We start from the raw sequence: 25514 nt of genomic DNA on the forward strand, positions 1-25514 counted from the left end.
AGCGGCAACACAACTCAAGCCCCACCAAGCCATCCAGCCGATCACCGCATGAACCGCTGCCCTCTCAAGGGCGAGTTGGGCGACAGCGTGCATGCGGTGCTGTGTGCGGCGGGCTACAACCTCAGGTGGCTGCTGCGCATGATCGCGAGGAAGAGGATTCCCTTTTTGTGGGCGTTTTTTGTGGCTGCACGCCGTGTGCACACTAGGGAACCTCTCAAAACCTCCCTCGGAGTTGAATCCGTCAGTTGCCTGCGGTAAATTCTGAGCATGATCACCCCACGCAGCGCTTTGAAGTTTGACCTGTTTGCCGAAACCTCTCGCAAACGCAAGATCGATGAAATGGGTGATCCACTACAAGTCATTGCACAGCACATCGACTTCACTGCTCTTGCCCGGTTGGTCGATGGAATCATCGAACGCAGCAATGCTCGCAAGGGTGGCCGCCCCGCCTATCCCGCCGAGGTCATGGTGCGCGTGATGGTCTTGAAGCGCCTCTACAACCTCTCGGATGAGCAGATGGAATACCAGTTGCTTGACCGCATGAGCTACCAGCGGTTTTGCTTGCTGCAGCAGTCAATGAACGTTCCCGACCGCAACACCATCTGGCGCTTTGGTGAGCGCCTGGGCGTCGATGGTGCAACGGCCTTGCTGCAAGGTGTGGACGAACAATTGCATCGCCACGGCTATATTGCCCGGGGTGGTCAGTCCATCGATGCAACGCTGGTGCCAGCGCCACGTCAGCGCATGAGCAACAAGGAGCGTGATCAGCTCGGCAACGGTCAAAAGCCCGACTGGAGTGAGGCCAAGGCCCGACAAAAAGACACCGATGCGACCCACACGAGGAAACATGACAAAAGCTACTTTGGCTACAAGCTCAGCGTGAGCGTTGATCACAAACACGGCTTCATCCGGGGCGTTGCTACGGGCACGGCCAGTGAGCACGACGGGCATCACTTCGATGAGGTACTGGATCTGCGAAACACCGGCAAAGACGTGAATGCCGACAAGGCTTACACCAGTGCACAGCGCCGTGAAATGCTGGCTGCACTGGGCTTCAACGACGGCATGCAACGCAAAGCCGGGGCAGGCAAGCCCTTGAGTGATTGCCAAAAGCGGCGCAACCATCGAATTGCGAAAACCCGGGCGAAGGTAGAACACGTGTTTGCAGGCATTCGCCACATGGGCGGCAAGTTCGTGCGCACGATCGGACAGGTCGGAGCCAGCACGGTCATGACGCTGATGGCGGCCTGCTACAACCTCAAGCGCCTGGCTTCATTCCTTGAAAACGGGATTGATCCCTTCTTCAAATCGAAGCCCTCAAAGATACAGGCGCGTCTGCAGGCTGCATAAGCGCGGGATTTAAGGACTAAAAGGCCTCAAATCGTCCGAAACTGCACTCCAGTTGGCAATTTACGCCTCTGAATCAGGCTTTGCGCTACCAACCTCGCGAAATTCGGTGGTTATGAGAGGTACCCAGTAGTTGAGATAACCCTTAAACAATGACGTACCTGGCCTGTGGGATTCCGAGGTAGTAAGGCTTTCAGAGTGTGAAGTCACCAATAATCTAGGTTGGATTATAAATATCCAGCACATCCAGTGCGCGAACGCTTACTTGATCCGGATACCGCGATAAAGGTCCCTCGATTTCTGGAGGAAATATTCTAGATTTTAAAATCTCGTAAATTTCCACGCGCTTTTCTGGATTAAGCGCATATTTTTTCTTTGAATTACTAATTTTAAAAAATATTAAATTATGGGAAAGCAATATGTTCAAAACGTTTGGAACTCGGGATTCATATTTGATGTCTACTCCTCTCCCCTTGGGAATGTCGCTCGCCCACATATAACCTTTTGAGTTACCTGACCACATATGCTCTTGGTCAAGCTTTCTGACTAGCAAAAAAGCTACAACAATATCTAAAGCTATAAGGGGCTCTCCATTGCTAAATTGTGCAATGGCTACATCAATAAATTCTTCTAAATCCGCAGCAGAGGCTATTTCAACTGCCATGATTGGTAGCCGAGTTGCTACGCGAATGCGAACTTCTTCAAGAGTTTTTGCTTGCACTGGTCGAATCATTACAATTGGACCAGGAGATTGCAGAACTAATGAACAAAAGTCCTTGGCAATTAGAGCGAAATTTTTATCGTACTGATGAATGCTAAATTTCCACTCAGCATTCCATTTTGGGTTGTTCGCACATACTTGAACAAACGACGTAGAAGAGCCGTCATATTCACCTAACGGATGGGCAATGTAGATGATTCCCATTTCTCCTCCTCGCCAACACGCGCATTAGCGCAGCTTGGCATTAGAAAGAGCTGTGAGCATCACTCCTGCTGGGATGGGGATCTCTACAAGCTTCTCGATGGGTAACAACGATAGCGCAGTCAAAATCACTTTGCGCAAATCATCTTGATTTCGAGGGCCTGGGTTTTCAATAGCGTATTCAGTTACAGATTTGATATCGCTTGATTTGGTGTCAGTTTGAAATACCAAATCATGGGGGAGCGAATTTTGAGTCATCCAATTTTGAACGACTGATGTAACTTTGACCGTTCTCAGCTTATTCCAAGCGCGTGCGGAAGCTTCGTCAGCTTGCCGAAGCTGTTGAATAAATGTCTGAGGCTGCCAATTTTCATTAACTGACAAATCAGAAAAATCTTTTCCATCAGTAGGGTTCTGTGCCAAAAAATCACTAGCCCATTTTTTTTGGCTGTCCAAATCTATTGGTGAAATCTCAATCCAATCTTCGGCGGGAACGGGCGCTACTTCTAAGGCAACGCGAACTGTCCCATCTTTGCGGTGCATAAAACGCTTACCGCTGGGAGACAGTAAAACAAAAGCGTCCCAAATGGCCCTCCGCAATGAGCTAGGTTTTTCTACCGCAGTCATTGCCGGAGGATAAGTTGCATCGCCAAGCGTAACAGCTAGCGCATCTTTATCAGTCTTGATGAGGGTGAGTTTGCCGACACGTTCGAGGTCTTCGATGAAGGCAGACAACGTGCGCTTCCCAAAAGTTTTCCAACTAACCCCTGGAAAATCCCTCAAAAGCAGCCCGCCTAAAGCGGCGGTAGTGATGTAATTTTTCGCAGGATTGAGATTTTTTGCGACAGTTTGAAGAACCGATTCAACGTAATCTTGGTATGTCATGACTAAAGCCGGGAAGCAGGTAACCTCTTACGATATGTTTATATCCTAAGAGGCGAATTTGATAGATACTGCTTTTGCAAGGCGCAAATAACCTGGGCGCAGCTGGCGCAATACTTTGAATCGGCTTGATAGTCGCTTGCATCGACTGCCAATTCAAAACCTGGCATTTTTGGCTTCGGGTCCCGTTGCTCGACAAAGTAAATTGTCTTTCCCCCTGGAGTGTCCAGGCAGCAGCATCAGGTCTTCCGCAGAGCCATTATAGCTTAGGTTGTGTGCCTGTGCAAGCTGAAGTCGAAAGCTCAGCCCAAGCCCCTCGCTGGCTGCGCGTTTTTGCTATAAGTGTTTGATTTGTATGGATTTTTCAATTTTGTCGTTTGCCTGTTTGTTGCGTCAGGGGTGTCGGTTGCGCTTTCGGCAAGTAAGAATGCGATGAATTTAAGTTGAGTGTGGGACCGGGGATTGCGACAGGATGGCTGCGCGAAACAGACCATGGTAGGCCAGCATTCGGGCTGACCACACCAAGGCTTGTCAAGACTTTGGCGAGAAGCTTAGGTGAGCGCCCAACATGCGCAGAGCAAGCCTTTCGTCGCTTTTAAATTGGCTGGATGACTGATTCGAGCAATTCAAAGCGTCTATCACAAGCTAGGCTTCACGCCCTTGTTCAGTTGTTCTTGGACACGCTTGCGTGCATCGGCCTCGCTACCCGCGTTCCTGCCGTCCATGGCTCGTAGGATGGCAGCGGAGTCAATAGCTCGGAGTGCCACGGCCTCCACCAGCCCGTCGCTATCGTGAGTCCATTCGGCGTAGTACGCGCGACTACATGAGCGCTTGAACTCTGACGGCAGGATGATGGACATGGGCTCAGGAAGGAAGTTGTCCCCACCCGTCGGGTTGGAAGCCAATCCTCACGAGGTCGAACATTCGGCATGGGGCTGCCGGTATCGCCGCGCCTGTGATGGTTCGTCCTCCTTCGGAGTACGGGCCGAAATACTGCTTTCCGTCCTGGTCAAATTCCCACCCAACCACTATGGCACCGAGCTTGTCGCCCATCTCACCCTTGATGAAGCTCTCTTTGCCGAATTTTTTCCGGACGGCTTCCAGCAGGACTTGGCGTGTGTACCGCGAAGTCTTTGGTAGGCGCTGATTTTTTTGCACGAACCAGATGCTGTCGGCGTGGCCCTTGAATGCCGTGAACTCATCGAGTGGCCCACTCCACGAGTTGTCGTAAAGACGCTCCCCTTGCCAGGCCGCAAGACCGCTCTCAACCTTGTTGGTGTAGATCGGTATCACCTTCATCTGTGCAGGTCTACCAAAGGCTGTTTTTGCCTCTGCAACTGACATCCCTAGCTTCACGCCAGCAATGTCGGTGGCGTGCGCGCCGAAGCTAAGCAGCGCGAGGGCAACGCCAGTCACGAGGGCCGCACGTATTTTTTCGACGATAAAACGCATCTTGCCCCTTAGTCCGCCATGCCGTTCGAGCCGGTTGCCCACGGAAGAGGCTGAACGTGTGATGCCGGGCCATGGCTGGCTGTCGGTGCGTTGGGGTTGTGCAGCCTGACAAGGCTGCAAAAGCGAAGGCAAGGATTGCCAGTTTCATAAGCGATGACCTCCTGTTAACGATGGCGGCACCACGCCGCAACCAGGGGCGCATCGTAGCTCAATAAAGTCGTGTTACGACTATTCCGATTGAGAATAAATCATGCGGGGCATGTCTGCCTCTCTTTACCACGCGAACTACGATGACCTGCGCGCGCTGTTGCGCGCGGTGCGCGTCAAAGCCGGGCTGACGCAACTGCAGATGGCCGATGCGCTTGGGGTGGGTCAGTCCTATGTTTCGAAGCTTGAGCGGGGAGAGAATTTCGTGGACGTTCTTCTGTATGCGAGGTGGTGCCAAGCTTGCAGCACGAAACCGGGGATAGTTCTTGACCAGTTGCTTGATAGGTCTGTCAGCGTGACGAAGGTCAGTGACTAGAAGGCATCCCGCCTGCCAACTTGCACTCTGGTCCTAGGCGAGGCTGGGTTAGAGTGTTGGAAAGGATGGGAGTTATGTTCAACTTGCTGGTAACTGCAGATGAAAACGGTTGGTCCGGTCAACCGACTAACTTTGCGCTAAGTCGTTGTGTGCGCGAGTACACGGATGCCGCGATTACAGAAAGATTTGGCTCGTTGGATGAAGCCAGCGCAGCGGAGCTGATGAGAATCCCATCGGTTTTTGCTTACGAAGAAGGTGTGGGGAAGGCACCGAAGTTTGGAAGAATTACAGGGGTAAGCAAAAGGTCGAATCGTATGGAAGTGCGCGTCGACTATGAATTTATCAACCTCCCCAAGTTCTTGACGAACGAAGAATTGTGGTCGATGGGGGCTGAGCTTGACCTGGGTAGTTGGGAATCGCCGCGCACCCATTGGGCAGTCAAAGATGTAGATTTGTCGCGTGAACTACTCTCGAAAGGCGTACTGCTTCCGGCGCAATTCGCTTCCCAGCGTCAACCAACTGCCGGGATCCCCAGGGTTGTCAGGTCTCATGTGATCATATCCCCCGTAGAAGCTGGGCACTCATCGAAGCCAGAGAGTCCCATCCCAAGACCGCACAACGCAATACCAGTGCGTCGGGTGAACAGGCCCTACTTGCCAAGCAACTGATCCGCGTCCTTGCGCACCTGCGCGGCGAGCAGGATGGCCTGCTCCAGCCGTCGCTCAAGCCACGGCATCAGATCGGCATCCCAGGCCTGCGGAACCTGCTCGGGGCCGGGAGCCAGCGTGGGCTCGCGCACCGGCTGCGCGGGCTCATCGGCGTCCACCGTCTCGATGATGACTTCCTTGCCCGAGAGCAGATTGATCATGCGTTCGCTGGCGCGCCGCAGCGGCAATTCGAGCCGCTCGCCCGGAAGGCTTCCGCGACGCAGCAGCAGCAGGCTCTTGACCGCCGTGAGCTGCGCGAGCATCTGGTAGGCATGGGCCTGAAGCAGCTCAAGCGGCTGTAGCGGCGGGCGCACGGCGCGCGGTTCCTTGAGGGAGCGTTCGGCGGCCAGCACCAGTGCGGTCAGGCTGTCGTAGGCGTCCTTGCGCGCGAGTCGCCAGTTCAGTTCGGGTGCGTTGTCCACCGCGTCGAGTTGCGCCAGATCGAGCGCCGTGCGCACGTGATCGATCTGCGATTTGACGACGCGGCGCACCAGTCCCGGAATCTGCGAGCGCTCCCATGACGGCAGCACATACGAGAAAAGCCAGGCGATGCCCGCGCCGAGCAAGGTGTCCACCGTGCGCTCGAACAGCGCGAACACGGTGCTCGACGACGCGCTGATCATGTGCGCCTGGATCAGGCCCAGCACCGTCGCGGCGACGGCGGTGTAGAGATATTTGCGCAGCGCCAGCCCGTGCGCCACCGATTGCGCGACGGTCAGGCACAGAATCAGCGCGAGATAGCCGGGATGCAGCGACAGAATCGACAAGGCCAGCACGCAGCCCAGCAAGGTGCCGCCGACACGCAGATTGCGGCGCTCAAGCGTCTGGGCAAGGCTGCCGCGCAACACGACCACGATGGTCAGGAAAATCCAGTATTCATGCGTGCCCCAGGGCAATAGCAGCGATATGAGATACGCCGTTGCAATCGCGAGCGCCGCGCGCACCGCGTGGCGCAGCGCCGGGGCACCCCAGTTCCACAGCGAGTAGAACGGCTTGAGCGACCAGGACACCGGGCTCACGAACAGATGCCAGCTGGCCCGCACCGCCGCCAGATTCGGCTGCGCCTCGCCACGTGCAAGCGCATACAGGCGCAGCACCTCGTCGTTCAGGTTCGCAATGCGATCCGCCAGCGAGTGCACGAGCGCGTCGGGACTGGGATTGCGCGACGTGATGATCCGGTTCGGATCGCTGTCCATCGCATCGTCATCCACCGCCCAGCGCAGGTTTTCAAGCCGCGCGCGATAGTCCATGGGACGCGGCGGCCTGCGCGCGAACAGCATGAAATCGGCGAGCTGATCGGTCTCGTTCGCGAGCAGGATCAGCATGTCGTGCATCTGCCCGAGCACGGTGTGGTGGCCCGCGTGTTGCTTCAGGGTGTCGAGATCGAGCGCGCACGCGATCATGTGGTCGCGCATGTCCAGCACGTGCAGCAGCATCGCGGCCAGGCGCTGGCGCGGCGGCGTGTCGGGCGACTCGAACACCACGTCGCGCGTGGACTGGATCTGGTCGGCCAGCGCCGCCTGGCGCGCGAGCAGCCGACTGATGAGGCCGCCGGACGCTTCGCTGCGCGTCTCGGCCGTGTCCGCTCCGAACTGGCGGGCCTGCAGCCGCATGAGATCGGCGAGCGACAACAGCGTGTCGGCGATGAACTGGACGCGGTAGCGCGGATTGAGCCAGCGGTGCACCACGCATGAATAGAGCACGTACAGGAACGCGCCCAGCGCGAAGATGCCCGTCATCTGCAGGGCTGCCGTGAGTCGCTTGACCTCTTCGTGCGGCGGCACGGCCAGCGAGAAAATCATCGCGAACATCAGCGCGATGGCGATGGGCGCGCCCCGCTTTCCCCACGCCATGGCAAGGAACACGACGAAGGTGCTCACCACGATCAGAATGCCCAGCTCCAGCGGCGAGCTGTGCAGCATCTGCACCGCGAAGAACAGCGGCACGCCGATGATCGGCGCGGGAATCATCTGGCGGAATTTGCCCCTGCGCGGCCCGGCCAGATCGGGCGGGATGGTGACTACCGCGCCCAGCGCCGCAGCCGCCCCGGCACTGGTGCCAAGCACCAGCCCGACGCCAGCGGAGATCAGCAGATACCCCAGCGCCACGGCATAGCCGTTGGTCATGTAGTAGTTGAGCAGGCCACGCAGCGCCGCCTTCGCGTGCTGTTGTATGGCAACGCGTGTACCGCGCGCTGCCGGCAGGATCATCCCAGTTGCTCCACCGACATGTAGCGCTCGCGCCAGGCCTCGAACGGCATGTCATCCGCCTCTTCGATTGCGGTCTGCGCGGCCACCGATTTCTCGGCCATGGCCACATAGCGCTGCTGCTGCTCGTCGGACCATGGGCGTGCCATCAGTTCCTCGCGCGCCAGTTGGGAACGCTCGCGCGCATAAGCGATGAAGTCGTTGCCGTACTTGTCGCTCAGCTCACGCAGCACATGGGCCGATGGCGTGCTGTCGGGCGCATGGAATCGCTGCTCGGCCTTGCGCAGTGCGTCTATGTGCGCCTGCGATCCCTCGGCCGCGTCGAGCGCCGCCGCAATCGGCTCGCACTCCCGGAGCACCTGCAGGCCCCAGTCGGCGAGCGCGATCTCCTTGCCGCCGCGCTTCAACTGCAAGCCGGGCTCACGTCCGCGCTCGGCGGTCAGATGCTGGTTGTTCTTGAGTTCGGCGATTTCTTCGGGCGTGTCGGGCGGGCTCTCGGAGTACAGGCAATGCAGCAGAAACACGTCGAGCACGCGCATGGTGTCGGCGTCGATGCCGACGGACTCGAACGGATCGAGATCCATCAGCCGCACCTCGACATATTCAACGCCGCGCTCGCGCAGCGCGTGCAGAGGACGCTCGCCGCTTTTCGTGGTGCGCTTGGGGCGGATGGTGCCGTAGAACTCGTTTTCGATCTGCAGCAGGCTGGTGCCCAACTGGTTGTATTCGCCGCCCGGGTTGCGGATGCCGATCTGCTCGTAGGCCGGATAGGGCCGCGTGAGCGCCTCGTGCAGCGAATTCGCATAGCCTTCAAGACCGTTGTAGCTCACCGCAAGCGTGGCCTGCGCGTCGCTCTGGTAGCCCAGACGCCCCATGCGCAGCGACGTGGCATGTGGCAGATAGAGCGCGCGCTTGCCGTTGCCCAGCGGCTGCAAGGCATGCTCGCGGCCTGCAACGAAACTCGGGCACAACGCGGGCGAGGCGCCGAACAGATACAGCAGAACGAATGCGTGACGGCGAAAATTGCGGATAAGGCCGAAGTACTCTTCACTCGTCACGCCGGGCAGCGACCAGTTGTAGTGAATGCCCGAGATCGTCTGCATGCGGCGGCCGTAGCGGTGACCAAGGCCCATGCGGTACACGCTCTTGGAGCGACCCGAGTTGGACAGTCCGTAGCGACCCAGCGGAATCGTCTCATCGGTCGGCAACAGGCTTGGCATGCTCGACGACCAGAACAATTCCTTGTCGCACTGCGTGGTGAGCACGCGGTGAACGAACTGGTGAATTTCACCAAGTTCGTCGAGGCATTGCTGCACGCTCGGCTGCACGCCGGTGATCAGTTCCAGTTGCGATTCGCTGAAGTCGGTGGTGATGTGCGGATTCGTCAGGGCCGAACCCAATCCACGCGGATGAGGTGTCAATGCCAGAGCGCCGGTGGGCAGAGCCCGCAACCCCTCTTTTTCAATGCCTCTACGCATGCCCGCCAACCGCTCCCTGGAGAGGCTGGCGAGGTGCTGTTGCAGTTGGTTTGTCATTGTGTATGCGCTTCGATCACTGGTGTGGGGGTGGAACTTAGCACGGAGTGCCGCAGCGTGCCGAAAATGCCATCAACGCCTTTTTTTTGATTCGGGGAAACCGCCCGCCAGGCGCAGCGGTTTCCGGAAATGAGGTAGGAAGAAAGACGCGCGCCCCACGCCCTCCTGCCATGAGCCGAGCGCGTCAGCGCCCACGTCCAGCGGCGGCCATCGCCTTGGCGAACTCGTGCGAGCCCTGCGCCGAGCCATTGGGCGGCACCTGATCGTTGTGGCGATCGGTGACGCTGGCCAGGTGTGCGGCCAGGCGCTCGGGCACGTCGGCACCAGCGCCCAGATGTATTCCCTCGGTCATGGTGATGTATGCGGCCTCGAACGAACCCGCACCCGCGAGCAGAATGGTGCGCGTGGGAGCGCTCTCGTGCGCCAGCACCAGCATCGCGGGCACGACGGACTCGGGCGCGAGCGCGTCGAGCACCTCCTGCGGCAACAGCCCTTCGGTCATGCGCGTATGCGCGGTCGGCGCGAGCGCGTTGACCTGGATACCGTACTTTGCGCCTTCCAGCGCCAGGGTCTGCATCAGCCCGACCTGAGCGAGCTTGGCCGCGCCGTAGTTGGTCTGGCCAAAGTTGCCGTAGAGCCCGGTGGACGAGGTCGTCATCACGATACGACCGTACTTCTGTTCGATCATGTGCGGCCACACCGCCTTGCAGCAGTTGGCGGCGCCCATCAGGTGCACATCCACGACCAGCCGGAAATCGGCCATGTCCATCTTGGCGAACGACTTGTCGCGCAGGATGCCGGCATTGTTCACGAGAATATCCACGCGGCCCCAGGTGTCGATGGCCTGCCGGACCATGGCCTGCACAGCCTCGAAATCGGTCACCGACGCGCCATTCGCGATGGCTTCGCCACCAGCGGCGCGAATCTCCGCCGCCACGGCCTCGGCGGCGGACACCGAGCCGCCACTGCCATCCACCGCTCCGCCCAGATCGTTGACCACCACCTTCGCACCACGGGCGGCCAAGGCCAGCGCGTGCTGCCTGCCAAGCCCGCCACCAGCCCCGGTCACGATGGCCACCTGGCCGTCAAAGCGAATCGCCATGAATGTTCTCCTGTACAGATTTAGATATGGATGATGTCGTGCAGCGGCGGGGCCAGCCGCAGGAGCCACCGAGGCGGCACCGCATGTTAGTACGCCAATCGGCTCGTCAGCCACGATTTGAAGTCGCGTGGGCTACAGACGCGCCGAGCCGGGGGTTATCCATTGATTGGCTGAACAACCATGTGGATAACCAAGGACATGGTCAGGATTCGAATCGTAAGTCGTTGATTTACAAGAAGTCACATTCCACCGCACATTTTTTAGGCACGGTGTCGGTCGGGTTGTCCCTGAAAACGCTGCACAATCCTGTGGATAAGACCGAAACTGGCCTGTATCGAATGGCCAAGCCATTGATTTCAAATGACTTCTTCCCCGGTGCCCAATTTCCGTGCAGGTCGCGTGCGGTTATCCCAATCTTCCTTGGACAATCATGGGGATAACTCCCGGCAATCGCTGCAATGGCATGCTAAGTGATTGATTTCAAAGGCCATGCCTTGCCTTGCCGAATATTTGGGCAGCCCCGGCACGTTCACCGCGTCTGACGACGCTAAGATCACGTCCGCCGATGCGCCATGCGCCGCCGCATCGATTTCTTGATTCAGCACCAATTTTCTCTCCCGCCTTCAGCCATGAGCCAACCCTCCCATGCCATCCCGTTCTTCATCGCCAAAGTGGGGGACGACGGCACCCAGGTGGACGCGTGGCCCGAGCAGCCGCTGCTCGTCTCGCTTGAGCAAGGCGGCGTCGACTGGCCAAGCTCCTGCCGCAACGGTACCTGCCGCACCTGCATCGGTTTTCTGAGCGCGGGCACGGTGCGCTACGAAATCGAATGGCCGGGCCTGTCACCCGAAGAAAAGGCCGAGGGCTGGGTGCTGCCCTGCTGCGCCTACCCGACGAGCGATCTGACCATCGAGAACTCGTCGATCTGAGCCGGAACGCGCGCTGGGCAGGCGTTCCGGCACGGGCGCTGATTTCATTTCGGCACGTTGCCAGCAAAGCGCTGCGACAGTGGTCTAAAATCGCAGGCTTCGGGACGTGATGCGTTCCTTGACCGGGCGGCCCGCTGGCCGCATCGCATGTTCTTTAGGGGCCGCCCTCAACGGGCACGTTCTGCTGCAGCCGACGAGGATTTCTCGGCCATTGCAGTCAGCAGAAAACCGCATGGCCCGCCGCTCGGACAGGCGTTGCCCAGCAGGACGCACGGCGCACCCCCCAATCGAAAGCCCCGCATGAATTCCCCCCTCACGCCCGCGCCGGTTTCCTCCGTTGAAGAGATCGTGGCCGAGATGCGCGCTGGCCGCATCGTCATCCTGGTGGATGAAGAAGACCGTGAAAACGAAGGCGACCTGGTGCTGGCCGCCGATCACGTGACGCCCGATGCGATCAACTTCATGGCCCGGTATGGCCGTGGCCTGATCTGCCTGACGCTCACCCGCGACCGCTGCGAGCGCCTGAATCTGCCGCCGATGGTGCCGCGCAACGGCACCAAGATGGGCACGGCCTTCACCGCCTCCATCGAGGCCGCTGAAGGCGTGACCACCGGCATTTCCGCAGCCGACCGCGCACGCACCGTGCAGGCCGCCGTCGCGCCGCATGCCAGGGCCGCCGATCTGGTGCAGCCCGGTCACATCTTCCCGCTGCAGGCCGTCGATGGCGGCGTGCTGATGCGCGCCGGTCATACCGAAGCCGGTTGCGACCTGGCGGCCATGGCCGGCTGCACGCCCGCTGCCGTGATCTGCGAAGTGATGAAGGACGACGGCACGATGGCGCGCCTGCCCGATCTGCAACTCTTCGCCGCCGAACACGGCCTGAAGATCGGCACGATTGCCGATCTCATCCAGTACCGCAGCCGCCACGAATCGCTGGTGCAAAAGGTCAGCGAACGCGAGTTGCAGACCGCCTTCGGCACGTTCACCGCGCATGCCTTCCACGAAGCCACGAGCAACGCCGTGCACATCGCGCTGGTGATGGGCTCGTGGAACGAAGACCAGGCCATCCCCGTGCGCGTGCACGAGCCGCTGTCGGTGCTCGACGCGCTGGAGATCAACCGCTCGATGCACTCCTGGGGTCTGCAACCGAGCCTCGAATACATCGCCCGCGACGGTCAGGGCGTGGCCGTGCTGCTGAACTGTGGCGAAAGCGGCGAGCAACTGCTCGAACAGTTCGACGGCACGGCGCGCGCCGCCCATGCGCCGGAGCGCGGTCGCATGGACCTGCGCACTTATGGCGTGGGCGCGCAGATCCTGCGCGAAGTGGGCGTCAAGAAGATGCAACTGCTCGGCCAGCCGCGCCGCATGCCCAGCATGGCGGGCTATGACCTCGAAATCACCGGATACATCCCCAAGGACTGAACACTATGCAAGGCGCAGAAAAAGGCAAGCAACCTCAACTGGACGGCTCGGGCCTCACCATCGGCATCGTGCAGGCCCGATTCAACGAAGGCATCACCAATGCCCTGTTCGACGCTTGTTTCAAGGAACTCGTCGCGCTTGGCGTGGACGCCAACGACATCGACCACGTCACCGTACCCGGCGCGCTCGAAGTGCCGCTGGCGTTGCAGACGCTCGCCAATCGCGGCGAGCACGATGCACTGATCGCGCTCGGCTGCATCATTCGCGGCGAGACCTATCACTTCGAACTCGTTGCCAATGAATCGGGCGCTGGCGTGACGCGCGTGGGTCTCGACTTCGATCTGCCGATCGCGAACGCCATCCTGACCACCGAAAATCTCGAGCAGGCCATGGCCCGCCGAACCGAAAAAGGTACCGATGCCGCGCGCGTCGCGGTTGAAATGGCGCAACTCGTGTCCGAACTCACGATCAACGACGACGACATGGACATCCTCATGAACGGAGATGCCGAATGAGCGAACTCAACAAACCCCGCCCGCCACGCCAGCCACGCACCGGCACGACGAGTACCGGAGCCCGCAAGGCAGCGTCCAAGTCGGGGCGCAGCCGCGCGCGTGAATTCGTGCTGCAGGCGCTGTACCAGCACATTCTGAGCGGCAACGATGCGAGCGACATCGACCTGTTCACCCGCGATCTCGCTGGCTTTCACAAGGCCGACGTCGCGCACTACGATGCCGTGTTGCATGGCTGCATCAGCACCGCCGCCGACCTCGACAGGCTGATCGAGCCCAAGCTCGATCGCAAGCTCTCGGAAATTTCGCCCATCGAGCATGCGGTGATGTGGATCGGCGTCTACGAGTTCCAGAATTGCATCGACGTGCCGTGGCGCGTGGTGCTCAACGAATGCATCGAGCTGGCCAAGGAATTTGGCGGCACCGACGGCCACAAGTACGTGAACGGCGTGCTCAACGGCCTGGCGCCGCAGTTGCGCGCGACCGAAGTGGCCGCCGACAAGGCCAGGCCAGCGGCAGACGGTTCCGGCGACGAAGCCTGACCGGGCGCGGCCGCGAACCGAACAGCGAATACGAACAGCAATGAAATTTTCGACACGCGCAGAAAAGATCGAACCGTTCTACGTGATGGAGGTGGCCAAGGCCGCCCAGGCACTGGCCCGTGACGTGGCCGGCACGAACAGCCCGATGATCTTCCTGAACATCGGCGAACCCGACTTCACCGCGCCGCCGTTGGTGCAGGAAGCGGCGGACCGCGCCGTGCGCGCCGGCATCACGCAGTACACGAACGCGCTCGGCCTTGAAGCGCTGCGCGAGAAAATCAGCCAGTGGTACCGTGATCGCTTTGGCGTGAACGTTCCCGCGCAACGCGTCGTCGTGACGGCGGGCGCCTCGGCGGCGCTGCAACTGGCCTGTCTCGCGTTGATCGAGCGCGGCGACGAGATCCTCATGCCCGACCCGAGCTACCCCTGCAACCGTCACTTCGTGAGCGCGGCAGAAGGCACGGCGGTGCTGATTCCGACCACCGCGCAGGAGCGCTACCAGTTGAGCGCGGCCAAGGTCGAGGCGGCCTGGGGCGAACGCACGCGCGGCGTGCTGCTCGCCTCGCCCTCCAACCCGACCGGCACCTCGATTGCGCCCGATGAGCTGCGCAGCATCCACAAGGTGGTCAAGGAACGCGGCGGCATCACCATCATCGACGAGATCTACCTTGGGCTCTCGTATGACGAGGCATTCGGCCAGTCGGCGCTGGCAATCGATGACGACATCATCAGCATCAACAGCTTCAGCAAGTACTTCAACATGACCGGCTGGCGTCTGGGCTGGATGGTCGTGCCCGAAGCCATGGTGCCCGTGGTCGAGCGCCTCGCGCAGAACCTGTTCATCTGCGCGAGCACGATCTCGCAACACGCCGCCCTCGCCTGCTTCGAGCCCGACAGCATCAACGAATACGAGCAGCGCCGTGCGCAATTCAAGGCGCGCCGCGACTACTTCATTCCCGCGCTCAACGAGTTGGGACTGAACGTGCCCGTGATGCCCGATGGCGCGTTCTACGCGTGGGCAGACTGCACGCAGGCCGCGCAAAGACTCGGCGTCGATGGGAGCTGGGACTTTGCATTCGAGCTGATGAAGCGCGCGCATTTGGCGATCACGCCGGGCCGCGATTTCGGCATCGCGGACACGGGCCGCTTCGTGCGTTTTTCGACCGCCAATTCAATGGCGCAATTGCAGGAGGCGGTCGCACGCCTCAAGCAGCTCATCGGCTGAACCATGGATATGGCATTCGAATGGCCCGTGAGAGTCTATTGGGAGGACACGGACGCCGGTGGCATCGTGTTCTATGCCAACTACCTGAAATTCTTCGAGCGCGCCCGCACCGAATGGCTGCGCTCGCTCGGTTTCGGGCAGCACGACATGCGGGAACAAACTGGCGGAATGTTTGTCGTAACCGGTGCCAATCTGCGTTATCACCGGCCCGCGCGGCTCGACGATGAACTGATTGTTACTGCCGCGGTCAGCGAAATGGGCAAAGCATCGTTAACAATAGAACAGAAGGCGCTCCTCAAGCCAGCGCAGATGAATCAGGTAACTTCTTCTTCTCCCCTGTCTTTGCTGTGTGAAGCGTCCATCCGCATCGGCTGGGTGGACGCCGCTCACATGCGCCCTTCGCGTATTCCCGGCACTCTTTTGGAACAACTCAAATCATGAATCAAGACATGTCCATCGCGAGCCTGGTGCTCAATGCCAGCTGGGTGGTTCAAATCGTCATGGTCCTGCTGCTCGGCGTGTCCGTCGCAAGCTGGGCGGCCATCTTTCGCAAACTCTTTGCGCTCAAACGCGTGAAGGAACTCAACGAGGATTTCGAGCGCGACTTCTGGTCGGGCAACAGTCTCAATGATCTCTATGCGAGCGCCGCGCAGAACGCCAAGCAGGCCGGACCGATGGAGCGCATCTTCGCCAGCGGCATGCGCGAATACCAGAAGCTGCGCGAGCGCCGCATCAGCGACCCCGGCACGCTGCTCGACGGCGCACGCCGCGCGATGCGCGCGAGCTTCCAGCGCGAGATGGACGTGATCGAATCGAGCCTGTCTTTCCTTGGCTCCGTCGCCTCGGTCAGCCCCTACGTCGGCCTGTTCGGCACGGTGTGGGGGATCATGCACGCGTTCACTGGCTTTGCCGGCATGGAACAGGTGACGCTCGCCACCGTTGCTCCGGGCATTGCCGAAGCGCTGGTGGCGACCGCCATTGGCCTGTTCGCCGCCATTCCTGCGGTGATCGCCTACAACCGTTTTGCACGCGACATCGACCGCGTGGCCACGCATCAGGAAACCTTCATCGAAGAGTTCTCCAACATCCTGCAGCGCAACCTTGGCGGCCAGCCAGGTTCGTCGTCGGGCCACTGAAGCACCAAGGAGCAGAAGAACATGCCCGTAATGGCTTCCCGAGGCGGCTCGCGTCGTCGCTCCATGAACGAGATCAACATGGTTCCGTTCATCGACGTCATGCTCGTGCTGCTGATCATCTTCATGGTCACCGCGCCCATGATGACCCCGAGTTCGGTCAACGTGCCGTCGGTTGGCAAAGGTGCCAAGACGCCCAAGACCTTCGGTCAGGTGATCGTGCAAAAAGACGGAGGCGTCACGCTCAAGACCGATGGCAATGAGCGCGCGCTGTCGCTTCAGGCACTTGGCAGCGCAGCGCGCACCTGGCAGAAGGAGCAGGAAGAGGGAACGCCCGTGCTGATCACGGCCGAGAAGTCGGTGAACTATGAATCGGTGATGAAGGCGATGGATGCGCTGCAGCGCGCAGGCGTCGAGCGCGTCGGCCTCACCGTGAAATCGTCCGGCAACTGACCGATCCAGCAAGCAAGCAAGGTATAGCCGCTCAATCGCTGAATGCAATCCATCAAAGAACGCGACCAATTTGCCCCGCCCCGTCCTCCCGGACGGATGCGCGCAGTCGCACTCGCCGTGCTGGCCCACGCCGTGCTGATCGGCGCGCTCACGTGGGGAATCAACTGGAAGAAATCGTCCGATGCGCCCGCATCGGAAGCGGAACTCTGGGCCGCGTTGCCGCAGCAGGCCGCACCGCGCGCGGTCGAACCGTCACCCCCCCACCGCCGCCCGATCCCAAGCCGGAGCCGAGACCCACTCCGCCGCCGCCCCTCCACCACCTCCTCCTCCGCCGCCCAAACCGCAGGTCCAGCCCGACACGCGCGACGCCGACATTGCGCTTGAGCGCAAGAAAAAGCGCGAGGAAGAAGAAAAGGAAAAGAAGCGCCAGCAGCAATTGCAGCTTGAGAAAGAGCGCAAGGAAAAGGAGCGCAAGGAAGCCGAAGAAGACCGCAAGGAGCGGCTTGAGGAACAAAAGCGCGAGAAGCTCGAACAGCAGAAAAAGGACAAGGCCGAAAAGGAAAAGGCCGAGCGCGAGAAGGAGCGCAAGGACCAGCAGCTCGAACGCGAAAAGGAAAAGAAGGAACAGGCCGAAAAGGATCGCAAGGAAAAAGCCGAGAAGGCCGAAAAAGCTGCCAAGGCCGAGGCCGACAAGAAGAAGGCGGCCGAAGACAAGCGCAAGGCCGACGCCGCCGCAGCCAAGGCGGCAGACGCCCAGCGCGCGGAAAACCTGCGGCGCATGCAGGGCATGGCCGGTGCGACCGGCAGTGCCACGCACAATGCCGGACCCGGCGGCAGCAGCAGCGGTTCCGGTTCGGGTGGTCCCTCTGCGGGCTATGCAGGCAAGGTGGCAGCCAAGGTGCGCCCGAACATCGTGTTCCCCGACGCGATCTCGGGCAACCCGCGCGCCGAGGTCGAAGTGCGTGCGTCGCCGGACGGCACGATTGTCGGCACACGCCTCGTCAAATCCAGCGGCAACCCCGCATGGGATCAAGCCGTGCTGCGAGCGCTCGAAAAGACCGACACCTTGCCCAAGGACACCGATGGCCGCGTGCCCTCATCGCTCAGCATCGGGTTCAGGCCGAACGACTGATCGACGGCTCATCATGAGCGAACAAAACGGGGCCCCGTTTTGATTGGATGTGCCTGACCCATCAGACGCCCCGCTCCGCCTTCACTCCCTCGCCCGCTGGCGGGAGAGGGCTGGGGTGAGGGTGGTGGTGAGCTCGCTACACAAGGATGGCTGAATGAACAAGCGCCGTACCCCCTCACCCCTGCCCTCTCCCCACAAGTGGTGGAGAGGGAGATGAACGCCGCAGCGCACATGGTGTCGTTCGACAAATCAATCGCTGAACGACAGAGCAGATTCGAACCGCGCGCTCCCCGCATCTTCTCCCTCGCCCGCTGGCGGGAGAAGGCTGGGTGAGGGTGGTGCTGAACTCTCTACAAGGATGGCTGAATGAACAAGCGCCGCAGCCCCCTCACCCCTACCCTCTCCCCACAAGTGGTGGAGAAGGAGATGAATGCCGCAGCGCACATGGGGTCGTTCGACAAATCAATCGCTGAACGACAGAGCAGATTCGAACCGCGCGCTCCCCACATCTTCTCCCTCGCCCGCTGGCGGGAGAGGGCTGGGGTGAGGGTGGTGCTGAGCTCGCTACAAGGATGGCTGAATGAACAAGCGCCGTAGCCCCTCACCCTTGCCCTCTCCCCCACAAGTGGTGGAGAGGGAGATGAACGCCACAGCGCACATGGTGTCGTTCGACAAATCAATCGCTGAACGACAGAGCAGATTCGAACCGCGCGCTCCCCACATCTTCTCCCTCGCCCGCTGGCGGGAGAGGGCTGGGGTGAGGGTGGTGCGGCGCTCGCGCAAAAAAAAGGGACGTCCATTGACGCCCCTTCTGTTCTCAGTGCCTTGAGAACACTCTCATCACGCCTCGCGCTGCTCCAGCACGCGGTTGATGCGCAGCGCCAGCAGCGTGCAGACGGCACCCGACAGCAGGTATAGCGACACGGCCATCAGTCCGAATTTCGCCGACAGCCCGAGCGCCACCAGTGGCGCGAAGGCCGCGCCGATCAACCAGGCCAGATCGTTGGACAGGGCCGCACCGGTGTAGCGGAAGTGGCTGGAGAAATTATTGGTCACCGTGCCCGATGACTGGCCATACGACAGACCCAGCAGGATGAAGCCCACCAGAATGAAGATGTTGTTGCCCGTGGAGCCCGCGCCCAGCAGGAACGGAGCGGCCAGGCTGAACACGCCGATCAGCACCGCCATGGTGCCGAGTAGATTGCGACGACCCACCTTGTCGGCAAGCGTGCCCGAGATCACGATGGCACCGGCGGCAAACACCGCGCCCACCATCTGCACATTGAGCACGTCGACCATGGACTGCTCGGAGTACATCGAGATCCACGAAAGCGGGAACACCGTCACCAGATGGAACAGCGCAAGGCTCGCAAGCGCGGCGAACGCGCCGAGCAGCACGTTGCCACCTTCCGCGCTCATCACCTCGGTCACGCTCACGGGCTCGAGTTCACGGGCCTGCAGCGCATCGGCATACGACTGTCCCACCACCAGACGCAGGCGCGCGAACAGCGCCACCACGTTGATCGCGAACGCGACGAAGAACGGATAGCGCCAGCCCCAATCGAGGAACTCGCTGACCGGCAGGCTGCTGTACAGATAGGCAAACAAAGCGGCCGCGATGATGAAGCCGAGCGGCGCGCCGAGCTGGCCGATCATCGAGTACCAGCCGCGCTTGTCCTTGGGCACGCCCATGGCGAGCAGCGACGGCAGTCCGTCCCACGACCCGCCGAGCGCGAGGCCCTGGCCGATGCGCAGCACGATCAGCACCACGATGGCCGTAGAACCCACGGCCGCGTAGTTGGGCAGAAACGCCATGCCCACGGTGCACACGCCAAGCGTGAGCATCGCAATCGACAGCTTGGTGCCGCGCCCCCAGCGTCGCTGAACGGCCATGCCGATGGCGGTGCCGACCGGTCTCGCGATAAACGCCAGCGCGAAGATCGCGAACGACATCAGCGTTCCATCCAGGCGCGACAAAAACGGAAACAGGGTGAACGGAAATACCAGTACGCAGGCGATACCGAATACGAAAAAGTCGAAATACTCGGACGAACGCCCGATGATCACGCCGACAGCGATTTCATTGGGTGTGACGTCCTCATCCGTGTGCGCACGCGAAAGAGAATTGGCATCTTCAACGCGTGGCGCGGTATAGGCTACGGAACCGCTGCTCATCAAGAAACTCCTTGTCCATCTGACATTTTTTGCCAGGTTCGCGGTCGGCGATGCTCGTGGTCATCGCCAGAAATCCGGAACCTCGTGCAGTTCTATACCCGCAGTTTAGGCGTCAAAAGTCCATAAACACAGGCAAACCCGAGTGCAAAACCCTAGATATTTGTCAGTCTTTTGCTATTTTAGGGTGACAAACCGGTCCTAAGTCCTTGTCGCGCTTGATATTGGACAAATTGTCCACTCGACATCTTTGGTATCGGGATTACAGTCTCGCTTATTCAGTAATCCGCGTTAACACCGAGGGGGCAAACCCTGTGTGCGCGACTTTGTCCATTCCAAGCATGTCCAAAACCAAGGAAACCCGCAGCCCGGCATGGCTAGTCGCGGCAGCTTTGACAGCCTTTCTCACGGGTTGCAGCAACGCCGTCGTGCTCAATCCGGCCGGCGATATCGCTGCCCAGCAGGGACAACTGGTGATCACAGCCACGTTGCTGATGCTCGTCATCATTGTTCCGGTGATCATCTTGACGCTGCTGTTCGCCTGGAAATACCGCCAGTCCAACACCGAAGCGCTCTATGAGCCCGAATGGCACCATTCCACCAGCCTCGAACTGGTGATCTGGACCGTTCCGCTGCTGATCGTCATTGCGCTGGGCGCGCTGACATGGATCAGCACCCACAAGCTCGATCCTTATCGCCCGCTGGACCGCATTTCGGCCACCAAGGCGGTGGATCCGAACGTCAAGCCGTTGGAAATCCAGGTGGTGTCGCTCGACTGGAAGTGGCTGTTCTTCTATCCCGAGGAAGGCATCGCGACGGTCAACGAAGTGGCCGCTCCGGTGGATCGCCCGATTCTCTTCAAGCTCACGTCCGCCAACACGATGAACGCGTTCTACGTTCCCGATCTGGCCGGCATGATCTACACCATGCCCGGAATGCAGACCGAGCTGAACGCCGTGATCAACAAGGCGGGCGAGTTCAAGGGCATGTCCTCGCACTACAGCGGCGCCGGCTTTGCCGGCATGAACTTCAAGTTCAAGGGCATGACCGACGAGGACTACGCCAAGTGGGTCGCTCAGGCGAAGACCGAGGGCAAGCCGCTCGATCCGGCCACCTACCTGAACCTTGCCAAACCGAGCGAGCGCAACCCGGTAGAGCGTTTCTCGTCGCTCGATCCGGAGCTGTACAACAAGGTGCTGAACCGCTGCGTCGAAGAGGGCAAGATGTGCATGCACCACATGATGGCCATCGACGAAATGGGCGGCGAGGCCTACCTCAAGGCCGCAGGTCTGAACCTGCCGCAGGACGTGTGCACCGTCAAGAATGCCGACAGCGTCGTCGCCCTGCTCGATTCGCAGCGCGCGCCATCATCCACGGCTGCGGTGCAGTAACGAAGAGAACCCAAAGAGACTCAACAAATGGTGTCTGATCAAACCACCCCTGCGGCCCACTGGCTGCTTGGCCGCATCACATGGGACCAGATTCCCATGACGCACGAGCCCATCGTGCTCTATACCTTCATCGCCGTGCTGCTGGGCGGCCTCGTCATGCTCGCGGGCCTGACCAAATTCCGGCTCTGGGGCCGCTCTGGAGAGACTGGCTCACCTCGATCGATCACAAGAAGATCGGCATCATGTACATGGTCCTCGGCGTGGTCATGCTAGTGCGCGGTTTTGCCGATGCGGTGATGATGCGACTCCAGCAGTCGATGGCCTTCGGCGAGAACCTCGGCTATCTGCCACCGCACCACTACGACCAGATCTTCACCGCCCACGGCGTGATCATGATCTTCTTCGTGGCGATGCCGTTCGTGACCGGCCTGATGAACTATCTGGTGCCGCTGCAAATCGGCGCGCGCGACGTGTCGTTCCCGTTCCTCAACAACTTCAGCTTCTGGATGACCACGGGCGGCGCCATCCTCGTGATGATTTCGCTGTTCCTTGGCGAGTTCTCCACTAGCGGCTGGCTGGCACTCTCCAACCTGGGACACCAGAGCGGAAGCACGGGACTGGACTACTACATATGGGGACTTCAGGTCGCCGGTGTGGGCACGACGCTCTCGGGCATCAACCTGATCGTCACGATCATCAAGATGCGCGCCCCCGGCATGAACCTGATGCGGATGCCGGTCTTCACGTGGACCGCGCTGTGCACCAATGCGCTGATCGTTGCCTCGTTCCCGGTGCTGACCGCTGCGCTCGTGCTGATGTCGCTGGACCGCTATGTCGGCACGCACTTCTTCTCGAACGACTTCGGCGGCAACCCGATGCTCTACGTGAACCTGATCTGGATCTGGGGCCACCCCGAGGTCTACATCCTGATCCTGCCGTGCTTCGGCGTGTTCTCGGAAATCGTCGCCACGTTCTCGCGCAAGCGCCTGTTCGGCTACACCTCGATGGTCTACGCGACGGTCTGTATCACGATTCTTTCCTACCTCGTGTGGCTGCACCACTTCTTCACGATGGGCTCGGGTGCGAGCGTGAACACCTTCTTTGGCATCACGACGATGATCATCTCGATCCCGACGGGCGCGAAGATCTTCAACTGGCTGTTCACCATGTACCGTGGCCGCATCCGCTTCACGGTGCCGATGCTGTGGACCATCGGCTTCATGGTCACCTTCGCCATCGGCGGCATGACCGGCGTGCTGCTGGCCGTGCCACCGGCCGACTTCGTGCTGCACAACTCGCTGTTCCTGATCGCGCACTTTCACAACGTGATCATCGGCGGCGTGGTGTTCGCCGTGTTCGCGGGCATCAACTACTGGTATCCCAAGGCGTTCGGCTACCGCCTGAACGAGTTCTGGGCAAGGCCTCGTTCTGGTTCTGGCTGGTGGGCTTCTGGGTGGCGTTCACGCCGCTGTACATCCTCGGTCTGATGGGTGTGACGCGCCGTGCCAACCACTTCGAGGACCCGTCGCTGCAGATCTGGTTCATCATCGCCGCCTTCGGGGTTGCCCTGATTGCTGCGGGCATCGGCTGCTTCTTCATTCAATTGTTCGTGAGCTACCTGCACCGCGACAAGCTGCGTGACGAGACCGGCGATCCATGGGATGGCCGCACGCTGGAGTGGGCGACCTCCTCGCCCCCGCCGCAGTACAACTTCGCGTTCACGCCCGTGGTCCACGAAATCGACGCCTGGACGGACATGAAGAAGCACGGCTACAAGCGCCCGCTCTCCGGCTTCGCGCCGATCCACATGCCCGCCAACACCGGCGCCGGCGTGGTGATCGGAGCGCTCTCCACCCTTCTGGGCTTTGCGCTGATCTGGCACATGTGGCCTCTGGCGATTGCATCGTTTGCCGCCACCGTGCTCGCATCGATCATCCATACGTTCAACTACAAGCGTGACTACTACATTCCCGCAGCCGAGGTGGCCCGCACGGAAGAACTTCGCACGCAGGAGCTTGCCCGTGCAAGCCATGCATAAATAAGGCGGAGATTCAAAAAAATGTCCAATACTCATACCGCCGCACTGGGCCAGCGCGACTACCACCTCGCGCACGAGCCCCATCCCGAAAACGGCACCGCTCTGGGCTTCTGGCTCTATCTGATGAGCGACTGCCTGATCTTCGCCGCGCTGTTCGCCACCTATGGCGTGCTCGGTCGCAACTACGCCGCCGGCCCGACCGGCAAGGAACTGTTCGATCTGTCCCTCGTGGCGATCAACACGGCCTTCCTGCTGCTGTCGTCGATCACCTTCGGCTTTGCCATGCTGCAAAAGCAGCAGAACAAGCGGAGCGGCACGCTGCTGTGGCTCGCGATCACGGGTCTGTTCGGCCTCGCGTTCCTGTGCGTCGAACTCTACGAATTCCAGCACATGATCCACGAGGGCGCGGGCCCGACCCGCAGCGCGTTCACCTCGTCGTTCTTCACGCTGGTGGGCACGCACGGTATCCACGTCACGTTCGGCCTGATCTGGCTGATCACGCTGATGATCCAGATCTCCAAGCACGGACTCAACCCCGCCAACAACCGCCGCCTGATGTGCCTGTCGATGTTCTGGCACTTTCTGGACGTGGTCTGGATCGGCGTCTTCACATTCGTTTATCTGATGGGGGTGCTCTGATGAGTGCAGCACACAACCACGCCGATCATCATCACGACGATCACGATGAAGGCCCGCACAGCACCTTCTCGGGCTACATGACCGGCTTCATCCTCTCGATCATCCTCACGGCGATTCCGTTCTGGCTGGTCATGGGCAACGTCATCAGCGACCGCTCCACGGCCGTGCTGGTGCTTGGCGGCTTTGCCGTGGTGCAGATCATCGTCCACATGATCTTCTTCCTGCACATGAACGGCAAGATCGAAGGCGGCTGGACCATGCTGTCCACGATCTTCACGATCATCTTCGTGGCCATCGGCATTGCCGGCACACTCTGGGTGATGTTCCACATGAACACCAACATGATGCCGCAGCACGTGATGCCGGATGCACCAGCGACGCAGAGCGCTCCGGCCCACCACTCTCCTTGACCTCACCTTGACGGTACAGGTCGGCTCGCAGGGCGCCCGCAGGCGCTCTGTCATTACCAAGGCGATTCTCACGATGGTGGGCATCGCCTTGTTTTTTGGCTTTCTCGCGCTCGGCACTTGGCAGGTGCAGCGCCGCGCGTGGAAGCTCGATCTCATGGAACGCGTGGAGCAGCGTCTGCATGCCACGCCGGTCGCAGCGCCGACGAAGGCCGATGAGCCCATCAGCGCCGAAGAATACGAGTACCAGCCCGTGGTCCTCGAAGGCCGCTGGCTCGCCGACAAAACGGTGCTCTCGCAGGCGCTGACCGGACTCGGCGCGGGCTTCTGGGTGATGACGCCGCTTGAGCGCGCCGATGGCTCGCAGGTGCTCGTCAATCGCGGCTTCGTGCCCGAAAAATCGCGCGCCAGCATCGAGCCCGTCGCGGCCAATGCGCCGGTGCGCGTGCAGGGACTGCTGCGCATGAGCGAGCCCGGCGGCGGCTTTCTGCGCAGCAATGATGCGGCCAACGACAAATGGCACTCGCGCGACGTGTCGGCCATCGGTGCGGCCATGGGTCTGGCACGCGTCGCGCCCTACTTCGTCGATCAGGGCATCCCCGACATTCGCGTCAATGTCAACGCCGACGCGCCCATGCCCGCCGTGCAGGGCCCGTGGCCACGCGGCGGCATGACGGTGGTGAAGTTTCACAACAGCCACGCGGTCTACATCTTCACCTGGTATGGCCTCGCGTTCATGGTGCTGATCGCTGCGTGGCTGGTCGTGCGGCACGAGCGCAGGAAAGACGAGCAAGAAGTCCCCGGGCCAGCGTCCGACGCCTGATTTGGCGACAATCCAGACC

The 25514-nt window shown here is 60.5% G+C and carries 25 protein-coding genes and 2 pseudogenes; 18 read left to right on the forward strand and 9 right to left on the reverse strand.

Annotated features, from left to right (window positions below):
• The first annotated feature begins 270 nt into the window (after positions 1-270).
• On the forward strand, positions 271-1350 hold the full coding sequence (locus tag H9K75_RS04895) for an IS5 family transposase (RefSeq protein ID WP_187725907.1): 1080 nt from the start codon (positions 271-273) through the stop codon (positions 1348-1350).
• Between the two features lie 214 nt (positions 1351-1564).
• On the opposite strand, the gene H9K75_RS04900 is transcribed toward H9K75_RS04895, so the two are convergent.
• The 4 genes from H9K75_RS04900 to H9K75_RS04915 all read right to left on the reverse strand — a co-directional run bounded on the left by H9K75_RS04900 (position 1565) and on the right by H9K75_RS04915 (position 4645).
• A complete protein-coding gene (locus H9K75_RS04900; protein WP_187724976.1) occupies positions 1565-2272 on the reverse strand; it encodes a hypothetical protein in 708 nt (235 codons plus the stop codon).
• 24 nt (positions 2273-2296) lie between these two features.
• The gene (locus H9K75_RS04905; protein WP_187724977.1) at positions 2297-3154 is read right to left on the reverse strand and encodes a hypothetical protein; all 858 of its coding nucleotides are present in this window, start codon (positions 3152-3154) and stop codon (positions 2297-2299) included.
• Positions 3155-3789: 635 nt separating this feature from the next.
• Positions 3790-4011, reverse strand: a complete 222-nt coding sequence (locus H9K75_RS04910; protein ID WP_187724978.1) for a hypothetical protein — start codon at positions 4009-4011, stop codon at positions 3790-3792.
• A 4-nt stretch (positions 4012-4015) separates the two neighbouring features.
• Positions 4016-4645, reverse strand: coding sequence for a hypothetical protein (locus H9K75_RS04915; RefSeq protein WP_187724979.1), 630 nt, complete (start codon positions 4643-4645; stop codon positions 4016-4018).
• 217 nt (positions 4646-4862) lie between these two features.
• Here H9K75_RS04915 and H9K75_RS04920 point away from each other — a divergent pair, with 217 nt between their 5' ends.
• Together H9K75_RS04920 and H9K75_RS04925 are read left to right on the forward strand one after the other, a co-directional pair.
• Complete coding sequence (locus H9K75_RS04920; RefSeq protein ID WP_187724980.1) at positions 4863-5126, forward strand: helix-turn-helix domain-containing protein; 264 nt, start codon at positions 4863-4865, stop codon at positions 5124-5126.
• A gap of 74 nt (positions 5127-5200) precedes the next feature.
• Positions 5201-5794, forward strand: coding sequence for a hypothetical protein (locus H9K75_RS04925; RefSeq protein WP_187724981.1), 594 nt, complete (start codon positions 5201-5203; stop codon positions 5792-5794).
• Here the strand turns inward: H9K75_RS04925 and H9K75_RS04930 are convergent.
• The 3 genes from H9K75_RS04930 to H9K75_RS04940 all read right to left on the reverse strand — a co-directional run bounded on the left by H9K75_RS04930 (position 5776) and on the right by H9K75_RS04940 (position 10677).
• On the reverse strand, positions 5776-8043 hold the full coding sequence (locus H9K75_RS04930) for an FUSC family protein (protein ID WP_187724982.1): 2268 nt from the start codon (positions 8041-8043) through the stop codon (positions 5776-5778). The two genes, H9K75_RS04925 and H9K75_RS04930, sit on opposite strands and share 19 nt — an antisense overlap.
• Positions 8040-9575 carry a glutamate--cysteine ligase gene (gene gshA / locus H9K75_RS04935; RefSeq protein WP_187724983.1) on the reverse strand — a complete coding sequence of 512 codons (1536 nt, stop codon included), beginning with the start codon at positions 9573-9575 and terminating at the stop codon, positions 8040-8042. The genes H9K75_RS04930 and gshA overlap by 4 nt, the downstream gene beginning before the upstream one ends.
• Before the next feature lie 184 nt (positions 9576-9759).
• Positions 9760-10677: an SDR family NAD(P)-dependent oxidoreductase gene (locus tag H9K75_RS04940; protein ID WP_187724984.1), complete on the reverse strand. Its 918-nt coding sequence runs from the start codon at positions 10675-10677 to the stop codon at positions 9760-9762.
• An 83-nt stretch (positions 10678-10760) separates the two neighbouring features.
• Here H9K75_RS04940 and H9K75_RS04945 point away from each other — a divergent pair, with 83 nt between their 5' ends.
• Entirely contained in the window at positions 10761-11117 is a 357-nt protein-coding gene (locus H9K75_RS04945) for a hypothetical protein (RefSeq protein ID WP_187724985.1), read from the forward strand.
• On the opposite strand, the gene H9K75_RS04950 is transcribed toward H9K75_RS04945, so the two are convergent.
• On the reverse strand, positions 11106-11282 hold the full coding sequence (locus H9K75_RS04950; RefSeq protein WP_187724986.1) for a hypothetical protein: 177 nt from the start codon (positions 11280-11282) through the stop codon (positions 11106-11108). The two genes, H9K75_RS04945 and H9K75_RS04950, sit on opposite strands and share 12 nt — an antisense overlap.
• Before the next feature lie 24 nt (positions 11283-11306).
• Between H9K75_RS04950 and H9K75_RS04955 the strand changes: the two genes are divergently transcribed.
• From H9K75_RS04955 to tolA, 9 genes and pseudogenes are all read left to right on the forward strand, one after another.
• A complete protein-coding gene (locus H9K75_RS04955) occupies positions 11307-11606 on the forward strand; it encodes a 2Fe-2S iron-sulfur cluster-binding protein (protein ID WP_187724987.1) in 300 nt (99 codons plus the stop codon).
• Positions 11607-11906: 300 nt separating this feature from the next.
• Positions 11907-13028 (forward strand): bifunctional 3,4-dihydroxy-2-butanone-4-phosphate synthase/GTP cyclohydrolase II, encoded by a 1122-nt coding sequence (ribBA, locus tag H9K75_RS04960; RefSeq protein ID WP_187724988.1) that lies wholly within the window; start codon positions 11907-11909, stop codon positions 13026-13028.
• A gap of 5 nt (positions 13029-13033) precedes the next feature.
• Positions 13034-13543, forward strand: coding sequence for a 6,7-dimethyl-8-ribityllumazine synthase (ribH, locus tag H9K75_RS04965; protein WP_187724989.1), 510 nt, complete (start codon positions 13034-13036; stop codon positions 13541-13543).
• Positions 13540-14082, forward strand: a complete 543-nt coding sequence (nusB, locus tag H9K75_RS04970) for a transcription antitermination factor NusB (protein ID WP_187724990.1) — start codon at positions 13540-13542, stop codon at positions 14080-14082. Before ribH ends, nusB begins: the two co-directional genes overlap by 4 nt.
• 40 nt (positions 14083-14122) lie before the next feature.
• Positions 14123-15307, forward strand: a complete 1185-nt coding sequence (locus H9K75_RS04975) for a pyridoxal phosphate-dependent aminotransferase (RefSeq protein ID WP_187724991.1) — start codon at positions 14123-14125, stop codon at positions 15305-15307.
• A gap of 9 nt (positions 15308-15316) precedes the next feature.
• Positions 15317-15748, forward strand: coding sequence for a tol-pal system-associated acyl-CoA thioesterase (gene ybgC, locus H9K75_RS04980; protein ID WP_187725908.1), 432 nt, complete (start codon positions 15317-15319; stop codon positions 15746-15748).
• On the forward strand, positions 15742-16443 hold the full coding sequence (gene tolQ, locus H9K75_RS04985; protein WP_187725909.1) for a protein TolQ: 702 nt from the start codon (positions 15742-15744) through the stop codon (positions 16441-16443). The genes ybgC and tolQ overlap by 7 nt, the downstream gene beginning before the upstream one ends.
• A gap of 21 nt (positions 16444-16464) precedes the next feature.
• Positions 16465-16893 (forward strand): ExbD/TolR family protein, encoded by a 429-nt coding sequence (locus H9K75_RS04990; RefSeq protein WP_187724992.1) that lies wholly within the window; start codon positions 16465-16467, stop codon positions 16891-16893.
• A gap of 42 nt (positions 16894-16935) precedes the next feature.
• Positions 16936-18025 (forward strand): annotated as a pseudogene (gene tolA / locus H9K75_RS04995) (cell envelope integrity protein TolA).
• 840 nt (positions 18026-18865) lie between these two features.
• On the opposite strand, the gene H9K75_RS05000 reads toward tolA, so the two are convergent.
• Positions 18866-20200, reverse strand: a complete 1335-nt coding sequence (locus tag H9K75_RS05000; RefSeq protein ID WP_187724993.1) for an MFS transporter — start codon at positions 20198-20200, stop codon at positions 18866-18868.
• A gap of 338 nt (positions 20201-20538) precedes the next feature.
• Between H9K75_RS05000 and cyoA the strand changes: the two genes are divergently transcribed.
• From cyoA to H9K75_RS05025, 5 genes and pseudogenes are all read left to right on the forward strand, one after another.
• Entirely contained in the window at positions 20539-21588 is a 1050-nt protein-coding gene (cyoA, locus tag H9K75_RS05005; RefSeq protein ID WP_187724994.1) for a ubiquinol oxidase subunit II, read from the forward strand.
• Between the two features lie 27 nt (positions 21589-21615).
• Positions 21616-23626: pseudogene (gene cyoB, locus H9K75_RS05010) on the forward strand (cytochrome o ubiquinol oxidase subunit I).
• A 21-nt stretch (positions 23627-23647) separates the two neighbouring features.
• Positions 23648-24265 (forward strand): cytochrome o ubiquinol oxidase subunit III, encoded by a 618-nt coding sequence (gene cyoC / locus H9K75_RS05015; protein ID WP_187724995.1) that lies wholly within the window; start codon positions 23648-23650, stop codon positions 24263-24265.
• Positions 24265-24675 carry a cytochrome o ubiquinol oxidase subunit IV gene (cyoD, locus tag H9K75_RS05020; protein WP_187724996.1) on the forward strand — a complete coding sequence of 137 codons (411 nt, stop codon included), beginning with the start codon at positions 24265-24267 and terminating at the stop codon, positions 24673-24675. Before cyoC ends, cyoD begins: the two co-directional genes overlap by 1 nt.
• Before the next feature lie 73 nt (positions 24676-24748).
• A complete protein-coding gene (locus H9K75_RS05025) occupies positions 24749-25495 on the forward strand; it encodes an SURF1 family protein (RefSeq protein WP_226858681.1) in 747 nt (248 codons plus the stop codon).
• Positions 25496-25514 lie beyond the last annotated feature (19 nt).

This window comes from Diaphorobacter aerolatus, from assembly GCF_014489535.1.
Lineage (GTDB): Bacteria > Pseudomonadota > Gammaproteobacteria > Burkholderiales > Burkholderiaceae_C > Diaphorobacter_A > Diaphorobacter_A aerolatus.

Coding starts and splice junctions, on each gene's coding strand:
- H9K75_RS04900 (WP_187724976.1), bottom strand. CDS start 2,272: ATGGGAATCATCTACATTGCCCATCCGTTAGGTGAATATGACGGCTCT.
- H9K75_RS04905 (WP_187724977.1), bottom strand. CDS start 3,154: ATGACATACCAAGATTACGTTGAATCGGTTCTTCAAACTGTCGCAAAA.
- H9K75_RS04910 (WP_187724978.1), bottom strand. CDS start 4,011: ATGTCCATCATCCTGCCGTCAGAGTTCAAGCGCTCATGTAGTCGCGCG.
- H9K75_RS04920 (WP_187724980.1), top strand. CDS start 4,863: ATGTCTGCCTCTCTTTACCACGCGAACTACGATGACCTGCGCGCGCTG.
- H9K75_RS04925 (WP_187724981.1), top strand. CDS start 5,201: ATGTTCAACTTGCTGGTAACTGCAGATGAAAACGGTTGGTCCGGTCAA.
- H9K75_RS04930 (WP_187724982.1), bottom strand. CDS start 8,043: ATGATCCTGCCGGCAGCGCGCGGTACACGCGTTGCCATACAACAGCAC.
- gshA (WP_187724983.1), bottom strand. CDS start 9,575: ATGACAAACCAACTGCAACAGCACCTCGCCAGCCTCTCCAGGGAGCGG.
- H9K75_RS04940 (WP_187724984.1), bottom strand. CDS start 10,677: ATGGCGATTCGCTTTGACGGCCAGGTGGCCATCGTGACCGGGGCTGGT.
- H9K75_RS04945 (WP_187724985.1), top strand. CDS start 10,761: ATGTTAGTACGCCAATCGGCTCGTCAGCCACGATTTGAAGTCGCGTGG.
- H9K75_RS04955 (WP_187724987.1), top strand. CDS start 11,307: ATGAGCCAACCCTCCCATGCCATCCCGTTCTTCATCGCCAAAGTGGGG.
- ribBA (WP_187724988.1), top strand. CDS start 11,907: ATGAATTCCCCCCTCACGCCCGCGCCGGTTTCCTCCGTTGAAGAGATC.
- ribH (WP_187724989.1), top strand. CDS start 13,034: ATGCAAGGCGCAGAAAAAGGCAAGCAACCTCAACTGGACGGCTCGGGC.
- nusB (WP_187724990.1), top strand. CDS start 13,540: ATGAGCGAACTCAACAAACCCCGCCCGCCACGCCAGCCACGCACCGGC.
- H9K75_RS04975 (WP_187724991.1), top strand. CDS start 14,123: ATGAAATTTTCGACACGCGCAGAAAAGATCGAACCGTTCTACGTGATG.
- ybgC (WP_187725908.1), top strand. CDS start 15,317: ATGGCATTCGAATGGCCCGTGAGAGTCTATTGGGAGGACACGGACGCC.
- H9K75_RS04990 (WP_187724992.1), top strand. CDS start 16,465: ATGCCCGTAATGGCTTCCCGAGGCGGCTCGCGTCGTCGCTCCATGAAC.
- H9K75_RS05000 (WP_187724993.1), bottom strand. CDS start 20,200: ATGAGCAGCGGTTCCGTAGCCTATACCGCGCCACGCGTTGAAGATGCC.
- cyoA (WP_187724994.1), top strand. CDS start 20,539: ATGTCCAAAACCAAGGAAACCCGCAGCCCGGCATGGCTAGTCGCGGCA.
- cyoC (WP_187724995.1), top strand. CDS start 23,648: ATGTCCAATACTCATACCGCCGCACTGGGCCAGCGCGACTACCACCTC.
- cyoD (WP_187724996.1), top strand. CDS start 24,265: ATGAGTGCAGCACACAACCACGCCGATCATCATCACGACGATCACGAT.
- H9K75_RS05025 (WP_226858681.1), top strand. CDS start 24,749: ATGGTGGGCATCGCCTTGTTTTTTGGCTTTCTCGCGCTCGGCACTTGG.